Annotated in this window: 13 protein-coding genes; 6 read left to right on the top strand and 7 right to left on the bottom strand. The window is 54.1% G+C overall.

Features of this window, described 5'->3' with window-relative positions; genetic code table 11:
* Position 1: 1 nt before the first annotated feature.
* On the bottom strand, positions 2 to 355 hold the full coding sequence (locus tag ACQYWX_RS17580; protein WP_431689517.1) for a helix-turn-helix domain-containing protein: 354 nt from the start codon (positions 353 to 355) through the stop codon (positions 2 to 4).
* Between the two features lie 312 nt (positions 356 to 667).
* Positions 668 to 1,657 carry a substrate-binding domain-containing protein gene (locus tag ACQYWX_RS17575; RefSeq protein ID WP_431685770.1) on the bottom strand — a complete coding sequence of 330 codons (990 nt, stop codon included), beginning with the start codon at positions 1,655 to 1,657 and terminating at the stop codon, positions 668 to 670.
* 189 nt (positions 1,658 to 1,846) lie between these two features.
* On the opposite strand from ACQYWX_RS17575, the gene ACQYWX_RS17570 reads away from it, so the two are divergent.
* Complete coding sequence (locus tag ACQYWX_RS17570; protein WP_431685769.1) at positions 1,847 to 2,029, top strand: hypothetical protein; 183 nt, start codon at positions 1,847 to 1,849, stop codon at positions 2,027 to 2,029.
* Between the two features lie 98 nt (positions 2,030 to 2,127).
* On the opposite strand, the gene ACQYWX_RS17565 is transcribed toward ACQYWX_RS17570, so the two are convergent.
* On the bottom strand, positions 2,128 to 4,104 hold the full coding sequence (locus ACQYWX_RS17565) for a diguanylate cyclase domain-containing protein (RefSeq protein WP_431685768.1): 1,977 nt from the start codon (positions 4,102 to 4,104) through the stop codon (positions 2,128 to 2,130).
* Positions 4,105 to 4,493: 389 nt separating this feature from the next.
* On the opposite strand from ACQYWX_RS17565, the gene ACQYWX_RS17560 reads away from it, so the two are divergent.
* From ACQYWX_RS17560 to ACQYWX_RS17540, 5 genes are all read left to right on the top strand, one after another.
* Complete coding sequence (locus tag ACQYWX_RS17560; protein ID WP_431685767.1) at positions 4,494 to 4,910, top strand: hypothetical protein; 417 nt, start codon at positions 4,494 to 4,496, stop codon at positions 4,908 to 4,910.
* A gap of 279 nt (positions 4,911 to 5,189) precedes the next feature.
* Complete coding sequence (locus ACQYWX_RS17555) at positions 5,190 to 5,507, top strand: hypothetical protein (protein ID WP_279502485.1); 318 nt, start codon at positions 5,190 to 5,192, stop codon at positions 5,505 to 5,507.
* Between the two features lie 126 nt (positions 5,508 to 5,633).
* Positions 5,634 to 5,921, top strand: a complete 288-nt coding sequence (locus ACQYWX_RS17550; RefSeq protein ID WP_431685766.1) for a hypothetical protein — start codon at positions 5,634 to 5,636, stop codon at positions 5,919 to 5,921.
* A gap of 85 nt (positions 5,922 to 6,006) precedes the next feature.
* Complete coding sequence (locus ACQYWX_RS17545; RefSeq protein WP_216738713.1) at positions 6,007 to 6,297, top strand: hypothetical protein; 291 nt, start codon at positions 6,007 to 6,009, stop codon at positions 6,295 to 6,297.
* A 75-nt stretch (positions 6,298 to 6,372) separates the two neighbouring features.
* Positions 6,373 to 6,984, top strand: coding sequence for a hypothetical protein (locus ACQYWX_RS17540; RefSeq protein ID WP_431685765.1), 612 nt, complete (start codon positions 6,373 to 6,375; stop codon positions 6,982 to 6,984).
* Positions 6,985 to 6,990: 6 nt separating this feature from the next.
* On the opposite strand, the gene ACQYWX_RS17535 is transcribed toward ACQYWX_RS17540, so the two are convergent.
* From ACQYWX_RS17535 to ACQYWX_RS17520, 4 genes are read right to left on the bottom strand one after another with little or no spacing between them, the layout of a single operon-like run.
* Positions 6,991 to 8,397 carry a sigma-54-dependent transcriptional regulator gene (locus ACQYWX_RS17535; RefSeq protein WP_431685764.1) on the bottom strand — a complete coding sequence of 469 codons (1,407 nt, stop codon included), beginning with the start codon at positions 8,395 to 8,397 and terminating at the stop codon, positions 6,991 to 6,993.
* Positions 8,398 to 8,450: 53 nt separating this feature from the next.
* The gene (locus ACQYWX_RS17530) at positions 8,451 to 10,010 is read right to left on the bottom strand and encodes a SpoIIE family protein phosphatase (RefSeq protein ID WP_431685763.1); all 1,560 of its coding nucleotides are present in this window, start codon (positions 10,008 to 10,010) and stop codon (positions 8,451 to 8,453) included.
* Entirely contained in the window at positions 9,988 to 13,464 is a 3,477-nt protein-coding gene (locus tag ACQYWX_RS17525; RefSeq protein WP_431685762.1) for a PAS domain S-box protein, read from the bottom strand. Before ACQYWX_RS17525 ends, ACQYWX_RS17530 begins: the two co-directional genes overlap by 23 nt.
* Positions 13,465 to 13,511: 47 nt before the next feature.
* A complete protein-coding gene (locus ACQYWX_RS17520) occupies positions 13,512 to 14,327 on the bottom strand; it encodes a phosphate/phosphite/phosphonate ABC transporter substrate-binding protein (protein WP_279502474.1) in 816 nt (271 codons plus the stop codon).

Genomic DNA, 14,327 nt, shown 5'->3' with positions numbered 1-14,327 from the left:
ATCACTCCTTGATTAACACGGTTAACTCGCGGGCTTGGTTTAGCTTGGCATTCTTCGCCATCAAGTATTGCGTTTGATTGAAATTGCTTTGAACAGTTCGCATATATTCGTCTAAAAGATGGGCGGGTGGTAGTGGTGCAGATAATTCATTCTGTTCGTAGGCAATGGCTCGGTAGTGTTGGGCTGAGATGTATTGCTCTCGTTCGCTCTGCTTAAATCGCCAAGAGCTACCTACTTTAAAATCCGGCAGTTCAATACTTGCTGTCAGCCGGTAAATGGTTCGCTCGTTGACCTTGAGGTAATCGGCCACATCTTTGATGGTTAATATGAGGGCTCTTTTGACAGGAAATCTCACTGGCGTCAAAAAAGTACAAAAGCCGTCAATATATAGGATTTATAAGGGAGATCAAGCAATTAAGGCATACAGACTGATCGCTAAACAAACGCGGGTAATTGGTCTCGAAGTTGGTGGATAGGGCAGAGAAGAGTCTTGCGCATCCACTAAGCCGTTGATAGTTTTCGTATAGATATGGCCGCTACCCAACTTGATTCAGAAAAAGCAACGTTGTCCTTACTTACGCGCCGGACACATCTTGGTTATCAGCCACTACTGGAGCATAAGCTCAAGCATATAGGCGATATACTTGGCCTCCTCTCTGAGTTTGATCTACTCAACAATACAGGAATCAATATTCTCCGGTGTGCAGTAATGGTAGTCCAGGTGGTAAAACTCTTTTTCGGGCGCTTCGCCATGTTTGATATAGCGGTACAGAAGCTCTGCGCCCAGCCTGCCCATTTCAAACGGTCTTTGCCCGATATTCGCTGTAGACAGCCCTTCTGATAGGGCTTTGAGTTGTAACGGCTCGGTATCGGCGGAAATGATGACAACTTCATGGCTGGCTATTCTGGGCGCATATTTTTTGATGCGGGGAATGTAGTCCTGGGAGAACTGTGCAAAGCCTGCGACGGCGATAATGACGGGGGGAGGTTTGTACGCCGTTATCATTTGCTCCAGTTGGAAGATGGCGGTATCTCTCTTGCCCTCCGAATAGAGAGGGCAGCGACTGTTTTCCCTCCATCCCACGGTTTTGCTAGAGAAGTTTGCAGAGGTTGTTTCACTCAGCGCCAGACGGACGCCCTCGATACGCTCATTCAGATTCGGCGTGGTCGGATGACCGCTTTGGATACAGAATTCCGTGATGCCTGTCGGACGTTTATATTTCTTCGCGTAGTCGCCCAGCGCTTTGCCAAAATCCACGTTATCGGTGCCGACGTAAGCCATCCTGTAACTGCGGTGCTCCGGCAGCAAATCCGAGTCAAACATAATCGTTGGGATGGATTTTGATTTGGCGATGGTCAGGGCTCTATTTACCAGATGCTCTGAGTCCGTGGTTGAAATCAGCAGCCCATCGACGCCCTGGTTGATAATTTTCTGCACCACCATGGCTTGCGACCTGGGGTCCTGGAAGTCGGCAGGGCCATCATAAATGCAGGTTACATCAGTATAGGCCGCCGCAAAGCGCTGGCACCCGTTAAAGGACGCGACATAAAAACTGTCGTTCTTGGTTTTCCCGATGACTGCGATCACCATAGCCTGCGCCGAGCTGCCGGCGATAAACAGGAATAAGGCCAGGGTGAGCGCAAGCTGTCTCGTCATAATGCTCCGCCCGAAAATTCAATGTTTGCGGTGAGGCTTGTTCTCACTCACTTTAACTCATTATAGAAGGCGTTAGCGAAACCGACGGGTGCAAGCTCAGATCGTCCCCGTTTTGAATAGCCGTTGAAATGCCGCTCTGATCGTGAAAGACTTGCCGGGAGTCATCGTTATCCGGATTTGGAGAAGGCTATGAAGTCGGAACAATCCTCAATTATTGACGATATTTACCGCTTGACCCTCGCCCTGGATGCGCAGCCGCCCGCTAGTTACAAGGATAAGAAATTACGCGAGGAGCAATTGCAGTTGCTTCAGGAGCTGTGGCGCGAGCTTGACATGGTTATCAAGCATGAATGGCCGGACGGTAAGGCGTGATAGTCGAACCGCTTCACTTTGATAGCCATAAATTGTAGAAGCCCAGCGCCTGCCAACGAACACTCTTCCGCCTTCCACATTAACGGGGCGGTCAAGCATTAGTGTTGAGGTTTTTCCGCCGCCTGACCGGTTTCTTCATATATCCTGTAGGTGTTCCTTCCTGCTTCCTTCGCCGAGTACAACGCTTTATCCGCCATCCTGACCAGATCGTCCGCTGACACGTCGTGAGCGGGTAGTAGAGCGACGCCGATACTGGTTCCCACTTGGATGCTCAATTCATTGAGTTGAAACGCCTGTTTCATCGCCCAAAGTATTTTCTGCGCGATGTGTTCTGCGTCGCCCTGGTCGCCAATGTTCTCCGCAATGATGACAAATTCATCTCCTCCCAGTCGGGCCAGCGTGTCGGATTCTCTGATAATAAGTTGAATACGACTGCTGAACGCGGTCAGTAGTTCGTCGCCGACGCCATGGCCGTGAGTGTCGTTGATCGACTTGAAGCGGTCGATATCCAGATACATCAGGGCGAACAGCGCTTCGTTACGATGAGAGCGCGCGAGAGCCTGATTGAGGCGGTCATAGAATAAGGCGCGGTTAGGCAGGCTGGTGAGGCTGTCGTATTGAGCTAAATGACGCAGCTTTTGCTCTGTCTGCTTCCTTTCCGAGATATCATGCAGAAAGGCGTAAAACTGCCATTTTTCTCGTACCGAAATGGCGGAAATGGTGATCTCTACCGGTAATTTCTCGCCTTTTTTATTGAGGGCGAGCAGTTCAAGGCGCTTGCCTAAAACGATCCCTTGGCCGGTTTCAATAAATTTTCGCATGCCAAGCTCATGTCTTTCACGGAGCCCGGTCGGAATGATTAAGTCTGATAATTTACGCCCGATCGCCTCTGCCGCCGTCCAGCCAAAGGTTTCTTCTGCTTTGAGATTCCAGTCTGTGATAAAGCCGCTTGCGTTCATTGCGACGAAGGCTTCATGAGAACTTTCTATAATGCGCCGGGTACGCATTTCGTTGGCTTTGAGCCGCTCTTCAATCCGCTTCCGCTGCTCTACTTCCTGCTCCAACTGCATCAGCGTCAGAGACTTCGCCTGTAATAAATCCTCTTTTTCCTGCAGCCTGATCTTGCGGCCAATGGCTGAGCCGATGAGGCCCGCCATCATTTCCAACGTTTTCAAATCTTCATCGTCAAAGGCATAGGGCGTGTCGGAAATAATTTTTAGTACGCCCACCACGTTACCCTCTTCATAGAGGGGGGTGACCACCATTGAGGCCGCTCCGATTTTTTTGCACGCTTCATGATTCACCCTGGGGTCATTGGCGGTGTCTTCGGCGATAAGGGCTTTGCGGTCAGTGATGCAGAGACCGGACAGGCTGTTGAGTAAATTCAGCCTCATACCTTCGAACTGATGCGCGGCGCCGCTGGTGGCTTGATACACCATCTCGTCCCCATTCATGAGTTCGATAATAGCTCCCGTAGCGGGAGTGAGAAGTAGCATTTTATCTGTCACAAGCTGCATAAAAGCAGTCATGTCTATTTCTGCTTGAGACAGATGGGACTGGGTTTCAACGATTTGGTTTAGCTTTTCGGTTGCTTTTTCCAGCCTGATTTCTGTTTCGCGATATTCCCGCAATACTTCGAGCAGATAGTCATTGGAGGTCGCCAGCACCTCTCTTTCACTCTGTAACTTGGCGACGGAGGAGTGATCACCCTCTTGTTGCGCTTTGCGGCCATGAATATCAGTGAAAGAAACGAGCCAGCCAGGAATTTCGCCCTGTTCATCGTCGAGAGGAACGATATGACAAACATGCCATCGATATGATGAGTCTGACGCACGCAGCAGGCGCATCGTCAGCTCGAAAGGGCCTTTTGCTTCGATACCGATTCGCCATCCTCTTTGAACCGCTGAGATATCGTCCTGGTGGATGACTTCGATCCATCTCATACCGGTAGAGCTGGCCGCAGAGAGTCCAGAGTACTGGCGCCATAATGTATTGCACTTAATCCAATCGCCGCTCTGATCCGCCTCGGCGAGAAGATGGGGAAGCGGCAGCTTCCATAAGTTGGCTAGTCGCATAGAAATACTGACTTTGGCGCATGAAGAGGATTCCACCATCAAGCCCCAAATTTTTGTAAGTCCGTGTAGGTAAAAGTATAGATGATATGAGCCGCATGTCTGCCTTCATTTGAGAAAGTGAGAGGCGTGATCAACCTGGCGGGACCACGTATTAAATATGCCGGAGAGGCATTCCTGCCTCACACGCTATCTGAGTAGATCACAACGGGTTTTGCGGCAATACGCTTAGCTCTGTTTGCGTTAACGCTAATGATCAAAGACAGGCGGTAAACTTTTGTTTGACTGTTTTTTGTGCAGATTCGTAATCGAGCCTATTATTCCCTGTAAGTGGGGGTTGTAAGCTGTATTTATGACCCGCTCGATTACCCCGAAGAAGAGGAGTCTTCTCCATGTATGACGCATTGGTCACAACCGTCGATGATTGGCTGGCTTTGCCGGAACTTGTAATACCAAGAGCTGACTACAGCCGGGGGATCAGTGGGGTTGTTCTTGATGTCGAGGAGGTATCGTTTTGTGCGGTCTCCAAATATGAGTGTGAGCAGGCAGGATTAAATGCTGAGTCCACTCCGGGAGGAAGGCGAGTGCTTCCTGTCATCACTGTCAGAGAGGCGGGGGACTACGAGGTGTATAGACTTCCGTTGAGCCTCACCTCATGGGCGATAATGGTGGTTTCTCTGATAAAAATGGGAAGGAAAGTTCTTCCTTCGAAAGTTGAATTCGGAGAAGTGCAGGAACAACTGATCGCTAAAGTTGAAAGCCTCACCAATCGGGATGCAGCCAAGAGAAGCGTACGAAAAAGCGCTTAATGCGTCATTTGCAAATAGGGCTGAATAATTCCCAGGTCGACGTTTTTCAGAGGCTCCATAGGAATAGCCGCACAGATAAACCTATATCCGAAGCTTAAAAAGCCTATATTTTTGTTTTCCCTAAAGTCCGTAAGGCTGGGGCTGAATAAGCAAAAGGCGCGCCCTTAACCCAATCGCAGGCTTTGTTATGCCATATCAATATAAACCCGGGCTCGCTGCCTCTTTAATATCAGCTAAATTTATAATTGTTGGCTAAATTCCGCTTGAAGAATATCGATAATGACTAAGCCTTATGTCGACTTTAATTGGGCCATAGCAGGAAGCGCCGACACTCCTCAGGAGCAAGTGGTCAACACGATTGTCAGCAAGTTGATCCAGTTATGTGAGCTCTCCGTTGCGGCGGAGGAGATGCCCGACATTATGTGTCAGATCCTGACATGTCAGAGCTGCCTGCATAATCTTAAGGGCCATATTGGAGAAGCTGACTTTACCCACTATTTCTCTCTGGCGGACGTTGAACTGGAAAAGCTGGATGGATTGCTTGAAACCGGGGAATCAGAACCAGGAAATGAGCCGGACGGCTTTTGCTTTGAATGACTTTCATTGGGTAATAACCAGACGTACAGACGCGCCTGCACGGCGACATTATGCCGGATTTTAAGATAAGAACTTCCGGCGAAGTCCTACTTGTCATTAGGGCTTAAGAAGTGCGGGGAAATGGGTATGGCCGAGATATTGGTTGACGCTGATTGGGGCCTGAGTCTAGGAGATGAAGCGACTCCCTCCGCAACAAAAGTTGGTCTGATTGAAGCCAAGCAACAGCAGTTGATGAAGCTGAAAAAGAAATTAAAGCTGTCCAACAAACAAATTTACTTGATAGATATAACGATAAACGAGCTGACTAATTTAAAGATAAATCTCGAAGCCAGTGAGCGCACTTTGCTTTATGGGCGTGTGATTTACCTGCTGCGGCAGATCGAAAATGAACTGCAAGACGGACTTGGCTCGTAGATTAGGCGAATCGAGTCAGGAACGGACATGGGCGGGTAGATACAGAATGGTCTAAGGGATAGGGATGAACCCATAAGGTGAACACATGCCGCAACGTTTCGTTGATGAAGAATGGAATCGAATCGGAAACAGAGAGGCGCCGTATAACGCGATCCTGGATTGTGTCGCCAATAAGCTTCTAAGTCTGAAAATGCTGCAGGAAGTAGCTTGCCATCAGGAAAACTTAACCTTTCAAGCAAAAAAGTGTGAATGGGCTATCCGTTTGCTGCCTTCTCTGATTGGACGTGACGACTATCTGAACTTCCATCGCTATGTCGAAATTGAGCTGGAGAGGCTGGATGAATTGCTTGCTGATTATGGAGCGAAAACCGGGTAAGCCTTGCACGGCGACAACACACATAAGGATATGAGCAAATGCCGACAATCGATAGAAACCATAACGCCGACAGGTATGGTAAACCAGAAGAATACAGCACTCTGGCGCACGGAGATGGATAACCCTGTTCATCGGTCTCCCTATTCCCACCTGTATGGCTGGATACGCTTTCTGCAAGGAGAGGGCAATAGCCAGCAGGAAATCCTCAAAGCCTTTGAAATGTGCAGTTCTGTGCGTCTGGAGCCCTTTGACAAAGGGCAAATGGTGCTGGCGAAAACCATTATCCGCCATGCTTTAGGGGAGTCGCCGATACTGGAGCTTGAGCGCTACTGTCCGCCCACGTGCGTGCTTGGTTTTGTAGCGGTGGTTAACTGCACCGAAGGATATATTTTCAAGGCCATGACCCCGACGGAGGAAGAAGATTTTCTGTTTTGGGTAGGCCGCTCCGAAGTCAGCGGGAACCCTGGACTAAGTGAATTACAAAACAGGTTGCTGGAACTCAATAAAGACATCCGCGAACTCCTGCTGTTCAAGGTCCATGCAGGAAAACGATATCGTATGGAAGGTATACCTTATCGCCCCCTGGTGACGATATTAACAGCGAGAGACTTCGGCCTGCCCAAACCCTTTTCGTATAGCCCTGATTGTTATAGAGCACAGTGGGGCAGGGGTGGGTTGAGTCTGTGAAATAGATTAAGTTATTGCCTGCTCCTGCTCCCACTTTTCCTTTTTGCGATAAATCGTGGAGGCGCTGACGTCCAGCATTGCTGCGGCTTTGGGGATGTTGCCGCCGCAGTGTTCGATGGCTTGTTCGATGGCTTCTTTTTCGATGAGCCATAGTGGTTTGATGGGGGCGTCTTCCTGTCCTGGTTCGGCGGAAAAGGGCTGTTCGAGGTGTGGCGCGGAGGGGCGTTGCGGTGATGGCGACGCCCTTGAGGCGGCGTGAAAGGGGATCATGTCCGGGGTGACGGCTTCATCATTGTTGAGCACGACAATGTTGCGGATAACGTTCTGCAGCTCTCGGACATTGCCCGGCCAGTTGTGGGCCATCATGATATTGACCGCTTCTGGCGAGAAGCGGGTGAAGCGTTTGTTTTCCTGTTTGGCGTATTCCCGCAGAAAGCTTTCCATCAACAGTTTGATGTCGGTTTCCCGTTCTCTGAGCGGCGGCAGATAGATAGGGATGACGTGGAGCCGGTAGTACAGGTCCTCCCGGAAACGTCCCGCCTGCACCTCCTGCAAGGGATCGCGGTTGGTGGCGCATACAAATCTGACGTCTACGGTTTCCTGTTGTGAGCCGCCAACCCGCTGAAACGTGCCGGTTTGAATAAAGCGCAGCAGTTTGGTTTGCAGCTCCAGATCCATCTCGCAGATTTCGTCCAGAAACAGGGTGCCGCGGTGGGCCTGAGTGGCGGCGCCGTCACGGTTGTTCAGAGCGCCGGTGTAGGCGCCTTTGACGTGGCCGAATATCTCGCTTTCCATCAGGTCTTTGGGAATGGCTCCGCAGTTCAAGGGGACGAACGGGCCGGGTTTGCGCGGACTGCGATTATGGATCGCTTCGGCGCACACTTCTTTACCGACGCCGCTTTCGCCGGTGATAAATACCGTTGCGTTGCTTGGGGCGGCGCAGTCGATGATGCGATACACCCCTTGCATGGGCAATGACTCGCCGATGAAGCCTTCATAGTGACGGCGCGCGAACTGCTCCCGATAGCCTTGCACCTCCTTCACCAGATTATTGTTGGCCAGCGCATTCTTCACGGTGACCTGCAGGCGGCGGGCGTCGAAAGGCTTCACCAGAAAATCGAAGGCCCCGTATTGCATGGCGTTGACGGCGATGTCGATGGAGCCGTGCGCGGTCATGACGATCACCGTACAGGGCAGGTCATCCTGCTGGATGCGCTTGAGGATATCCATGCCGTCCATGTCCGGCAGCTTGAGGTCCAGCAGCACCACGTCCGGCGGTTCCCGCAGAATTTGCACGATGGCGTCGCGACCGGTTTCCACCGTGACGATCATGTAGCCGCCCGCTTCCAGGTAGCTTTGATACAGGGACGCCAGGGACTGGCTGTCTTCGATCAACAATATCCGTTTCTTCACGTCAGCTTCCATTGGGTCATGGGTGAATCCATCTCATCGCCACGAGTGAGCGTTCAAGGGCTGGCTCTGAGCAGCAACAGGGTCGCATCGTCTTCGAGCGTGGAGCCGGCGGCGCGCAAAGCTTCATCCAACTGGGTTTGCGCCGGGGCCTGGGGAAATAGCTTCAGGTTGGCGGCGAGCAGCGTGCGGACGGCGTTCTCCCGGTCCTCCACTGCGCCTTCTCCATGCTCTGTTAATCCATCAGTGTAGCCAATGAATATGGAATCTTCCGGTAGTTCCAGCTCACATTCTTCATAAGAGTAATTATGCGCCAGGCCCAGCATCATGCCGCCGCAGGCGAGAGGGCGCAGTTCGCCATCCGTCAGCAGCCAGGGCTCTGGATGACCTGCGGAGGCGATGGTGAGACGGTTGCTCCCGGGACGCAGCTGAATGACCAGGCAGGTAAGTCCGGTGCGGGCGAGCAGTGGCGAAGAGGCGACGAAGTGGGACAGCTGATTTAGCAGCTTTCCCGGCGAGGCGGACTGCGGCGCGGCGTGGCAGAGCCCGTGCAGATAGCCCGCCGCGGCGTGAGCGAAGAACTTGGCTTGCTCGCCATGCCCCATGATGTCCCCGAGAATCAGGGTGAAGGCGTCGCCGCTGTCGCGATGGAAGATGAAATCGCCTCCGCCTCTGGCGGCGACGCGGTAACCGGAAGAAATCCGCATTTGGCTGAAGCGCTCGGGAATAGGCGACCACAGCAGGGAAGACACGCGGTTGTCCAGTTCGGCGTTGAGGGTGTTTCTCACATCCTGAGAGCGTTTGATGACCTGGGCGACGGTTTGCTGCAGTCGCTGCCTGGTCATGGGCTTTTCGATAAACCCGTCAATGGATAGATGCGCGGCGCTGCTTTGCACTTGTTGGGGCGCGCATCCGCTCATGAAAATAAACGGAATCATACGGGTGGCCGCGCGTTCCGCCAGACGTTTACGTAAATCCAGACCGTTGAGATGGGGCATGTTGACGTCGCAGAGAATCAGCTGTGGCGGTTGCTCGATGATCGCTTTTTCGGCTTCGCGGGGATCCTCCAGAGTCGTCACCTCGTATTCATCCGCCAGATAAGCCTGCAGCAGGTGAAGCTGAGTCAGATCGTCGTCGATCACGGCGATGCGCGGTTTTGCGCCAGTCAGTTTTACGCGCACGCAATAGCTGTTGAAGTCTCCGTCTTTGCCGAGGATGCGCTGGTAGCGCGCGTGGGGAGCCAGACTGCGAATCAGCGTCAGCCCCATGCCGCTCTCATGCAAAGGACTCTCCGATAACAGATCCTCGATGTTGCGTTCGGCGTCAAACAAAGAGGACAGATCCGCGCCATTATCCAGTAGCAGCAGGTCGACAAACCCATCTCCGCTGCGTTTATCCAGCGCGATAAAATCCGCCTGGGCGTCATGTTTCACCACATTGGTGAAATACTCCGCCACCAGCAATTGCATGTCCTCACTGGTCTGATTAGCGACGCCTTTACCCAGCAGAAAACGGGCCGCGCACTCCCGCGCCGCGCCCACGGCGGCGAGATCCGGGCGGGATTGATAGAACAGTCGGTCGTAACCGGGATGGCTAGTTAAAAGGGTGGAGTTCATTCAACGCCTCTAAGGTCGAGTCGGTCAGTTGGCGCATGGAAAGATATTCGTTCTCCGCCTCCGTGTAGTTATGCGCTTTGCAGGCTTCCTCAATGGCTTTGGCGTGCAAATGAATGCGCTGCGCGCCGAAAGTCTGCGAGCTGCTTTTCAGCGCATGGGCGCAGATTTCAAACTGCTCGTAGTCCTGGTCGCCAAGGTGTGCCTGCATGGCGTCCACCCGCTTGGTCAGCTCAGTGGAGAAAATCCCCAGCATGCGTTTCAGGGTATCCGCCGAAGTGTCGTTGAGCAGTTGCTCCAAGGCTTTGGGATTAATCAGCGCATTGTTGACGCCAGGCTCGGCGGCTGGCGGCGTGCTTGTGGACGCCGGACCGGAAAGCGGCGTTGGATTGAAAAGTGACGCCGGACCGGAAAGCGGCGCTGGCGGAGACGCCTTTTTGCCGCTTTTCCTGATCCAGTGACTGGCCATTTCAATCAGGCGCGCGCGGTCCACTGGCTTGGTGAGGAAGTCCTGCATGCCGCCGGCCAGGCAGCTCTCCCGCTCTGAGGTCATGGCGTGGGCGGTGAGCGCCACGATGGGCGTGGTGAGTCCGCGTCGGCGCATGACTTCCACGGTTTCGCGGCCGCTCAGGCCGGGCATGCGCATGTCCATGAATATCAGGTCGTAAGCGCTGCTTTCGATTTTCTCGATGGCTTCTTTGCCGCTGAGAGCAGTGTCGACGTGGAACCCGGCGTACTCCAGAAACGAGCGGGCGATAAGCAAATTGGCGTCGCTATCGTCCACCACCAGAATCTCACCCAGATCTGTTTCCACAGACTGCGGAGACGAAGGCGCATAGAGATTGTCGCGACGCAGCTCGACTTCTTCGGCGCTTTCCGGCGCTTCAATGGGCCTTCCCAGGGCGCAGGCGAGCAGAGCCTGCAACGTCTGTTTGCGGGTCGCGGGCGTATGCAGAACGCCGTAACAGCCTTCCGCTTCCGTTTTGGGTTGGCTGGCGTGACGATAAACGGCGATACGGGTCAGAGCCGGCTCCTGGAACGCTGCGTCAATCCAGTCCGGTGGATTCTCCATGTCCAGTAATGCGATGAGCTTGAGACCGCTATCGAGCTGCTTGCGCAGATCCTCTTCTTGCAGGCAGCAGACGCTGTCCAGGGTCCATAGATGCAATTGCCATTGGAAGGCCCGCCGCCACTCTCTGCTGTCGCTGGCGATGATAATGCGATGGCCTTGCAGCGGCGCGACCAGGGCGTCCAGATTGGCGCGATTGACGGTGGGCGGCGCAGTGTTAGCAAGTGGAAGCTGCAGACTGAATGTGGAGCCGGAGCCCACTTTGCTGGCCAGGGTGATGTCGCCATTGATGATGTTCGCCATATGGCGTGAAATCATCAGCCCCAATCCCGTGCCGTCTCTGTGACTATGCTCTTGGAAGAATTCGGAAAAAATCTTCTTTTTCGCTTCCGCGCTGATTCCTGGACCCGTGTCGCTGACATCAATGCAAAGGTGTTGGGTTCCGTGCAGATGGGCGACGTACACCATCACATTGACGCCGCCGCGCTGAGTGAACTTGATGGCGTTGCCGATCAGGTTGACCAGGATCTGGCGCAGGAAACTGCTGTCGGTGACGATGCTGGCGGGCGTGTTGGCGTCGATCACGCTTTGAATGAACAGTCCCTTCTGGTGGGCTCTTTGCGACAGCAGGCGGGTGACATATTCGACCTTCGCGGGCAGGTTACAGGGCTCCAGATGAGGCTCCAGTTTGCCGGCTTCGATTTTGGCCAGATCGAGGACGTCGTTGATGATTTCCAGCAGATTCTTTCCGGCGCTTTCCGCGGATTGCAGATAGTGACGCTGATGTCGGGTGAGGGGCGTGTCTTTTAACAGCTCGACGGTGCCCAGCACTACGTTGAGAGGCGTGCGGATTTCGTGGCTCATGGAGGCGAGGAAATCCGACTTGGCGTGATTGGCGCGGTCCGCTTCCTCAATAGCGTTACGCAGGGACTCCTGTTCCTGACGGCGTTCGGAGATATCCTCCAGCATGGCGGTGAAAATGTAGCAACCCGCCAGTCTGGACACGGTGATGGATATCTCTATGGGGAAATTAACCCCGTCCCGGCGCTCGGCCTGCCCTTGCAGACGTTTATTCAAAAAGGGCGAGCGCCCCGTCGCCTTGAACTGATCCAACTGTTCCCGAAAGGCGCCTCGCAGGGCGGTCGGCACCAGATAATTGGCGACGGGCTGAAACATGACGTCGTCCCTGGAGTAGCCGAACATGTCTTCCGCAGCAGGGTTGAACTCAACGATTTTGCCGCCGTCGTTGACGGAAACAATGGCGTTGAGGGAGCACTCCAGCATAGCCTCTTTCACCGCCAGGTTGATGTCCGCCATTTCCTTCAGTTCTTTGATTTTGGATAAATCCCGGAAGGTCAGGATGGCGACCTGATCTCCGTCTATTTCGGCGGCGTTGATGATCAGGTCGATGGGGAAGCGGCCGCCGTCGCGGCGATAACCCCACTCGTCGGTCTGCCGCGTGACATGGGCCGGCGCGCGGTGATGAGACAGTTTGAGGATAAACCCCTCGATGCGGTCCCGCTGCAATTGGTCGACGATAATAAGGTCATACCGATGTCCCTCAAGCTCTTTCATCGCGTAGCCGAACATGGTTTCCGAGGCGTGGTTCATGTAGCGAATTTTGCCCTCGGCGTTCAGGGTGATGAGGCCATCCAGCATGTTGTCAGTAATGGCGCGTAATTGCGCCTCGCTGAAATGCAGCTTATGCGCCAGCGCCCGGGCTTGCTCCAGGCTTTCCCGCATGTCCTGATGCACGCTTTCCAGCTCCCGGCTCATCAGGTTGAACGCGCTGATAGTTTCGCCGAGTTCATCTCGTCCGGGGTTGGCCTCAATCAGACTGAAATCGCCTTCCTGCAGGCGGCGCAGGGCGCTGCGCATCAATTGCAGTTGTCGGGTCAGGTAGGAGCCGAACATCATGGACACCAGCGCCACCAGCACCACGCCGATGATCGCAATGCGGATGCTCTGATCGCGGGCCTGTAGCCAGGCTTCGTCCAGAGCGCTGGCGTCGAGTCCCAGTTCGACATTACCGAAGACCGCGTCGCCTACCTTGATGGGAATCTCCTGCAATGTCGCGCCGAGCTCATCGTCGGGAGAAGGGCGCACGCCGCCGCTGCTGAGGACGCTGCTGTTGTCATGAATGGACACATAGGTGACATGGGGACTGGTCAGAAGCTCGGCCACCATGCTGTTTAACGTGGCGATATCCGAGGACAGCAGCGCATCGGTGGCGGCGGCGCTGAACAGCACGCCAAAACGGGCGGCTTCCTCCTGCGCCTGCTTCAAGTGGGACTGGTTCATGATCTGCAGAAAATTGAAGATCAGCACCGACACGAAAACCGCTTCGATCAGTGCGACGCCCAGTATGGTTTTCAAACGAAAGGACATAGTTTCTGCACTCTTATTTACAGCACTCTTTTTTGCACCTGTCGCCGCTACAGCAAATCAATCTGTAAGGCGCGAATGTCATCCCAGTCGGCGTTGGCGGCGGGAATGAAACCGCGCATATTCAAGGGCTCCAGCAGGGCGCGACCCTGCTCGCTGTCACCCATGCTGATCAGCGTTTCCGTCACTGCTTGCACTACCTGCGGCGGCACGCCGGGCGCGCTGGCGATGGCGTGAGGCGTGTACGCCGGCGTGGTCCATAGAATGCGCAGGTTGCGGGTGACGTCATCCGGCATGGCGTTAAAGGTGCGCATCACGCCGCCGCCGGCGACAAAGCGCTTCTGCATCACATTGAGATACACCGAATCGTGGGTCAGCACGTACTGCGGCTGAATACGGATGCCCTGACGCGCCAGGATCGCCTGGGGCAGAACGCTGGCGGCGAAGGCGGCGGGAGCGGGAAAGGCGAGCTTGGCGTTTTGCAGGCTCTCCAGGTCCTGAATGGGGCTGTCCGCAGGGACCACGATAATGCCTTTGATCATTTTGTCTTTCTCCCGGGCCACCGCCTGATAACCGGGATACTTGTTGTAGACCACAAAGTGGTAGGGATTCATGTAGGCGAAGTGATACTGGCCGCGACCCAGTCGTGACTCAAACTCTGGAATATTGGGCGCGGTCTTGAACAGCAGGCGCACGCCGCTCTTCTGCTCTATGTACTTGAGCACCGGGCCCCAGGCCCGCGCCAGTTTGTCGGCGCTTTGCTGCGGCACGATGCCGAACTCGTAGCCTTGCGTTTCGGCGGCGCTCAGGCTGGCGCTGACGAGTGCGGCGTAGATCAGGCAGAGGAAGGTGACGAGTATCCGCAT

It is taken from the genome of Hahella sp. NBU794 (assembly GCF_050749805.1).
Classification (GTDB): Bacteria; Pseudomonadota; Gammaproteobacteria; order Pseudomonadales; family Oleiphilaceae; genus Hahella.
This window is presented reverse-complemented; position numbering and strand designations above follow the sequence as displayed.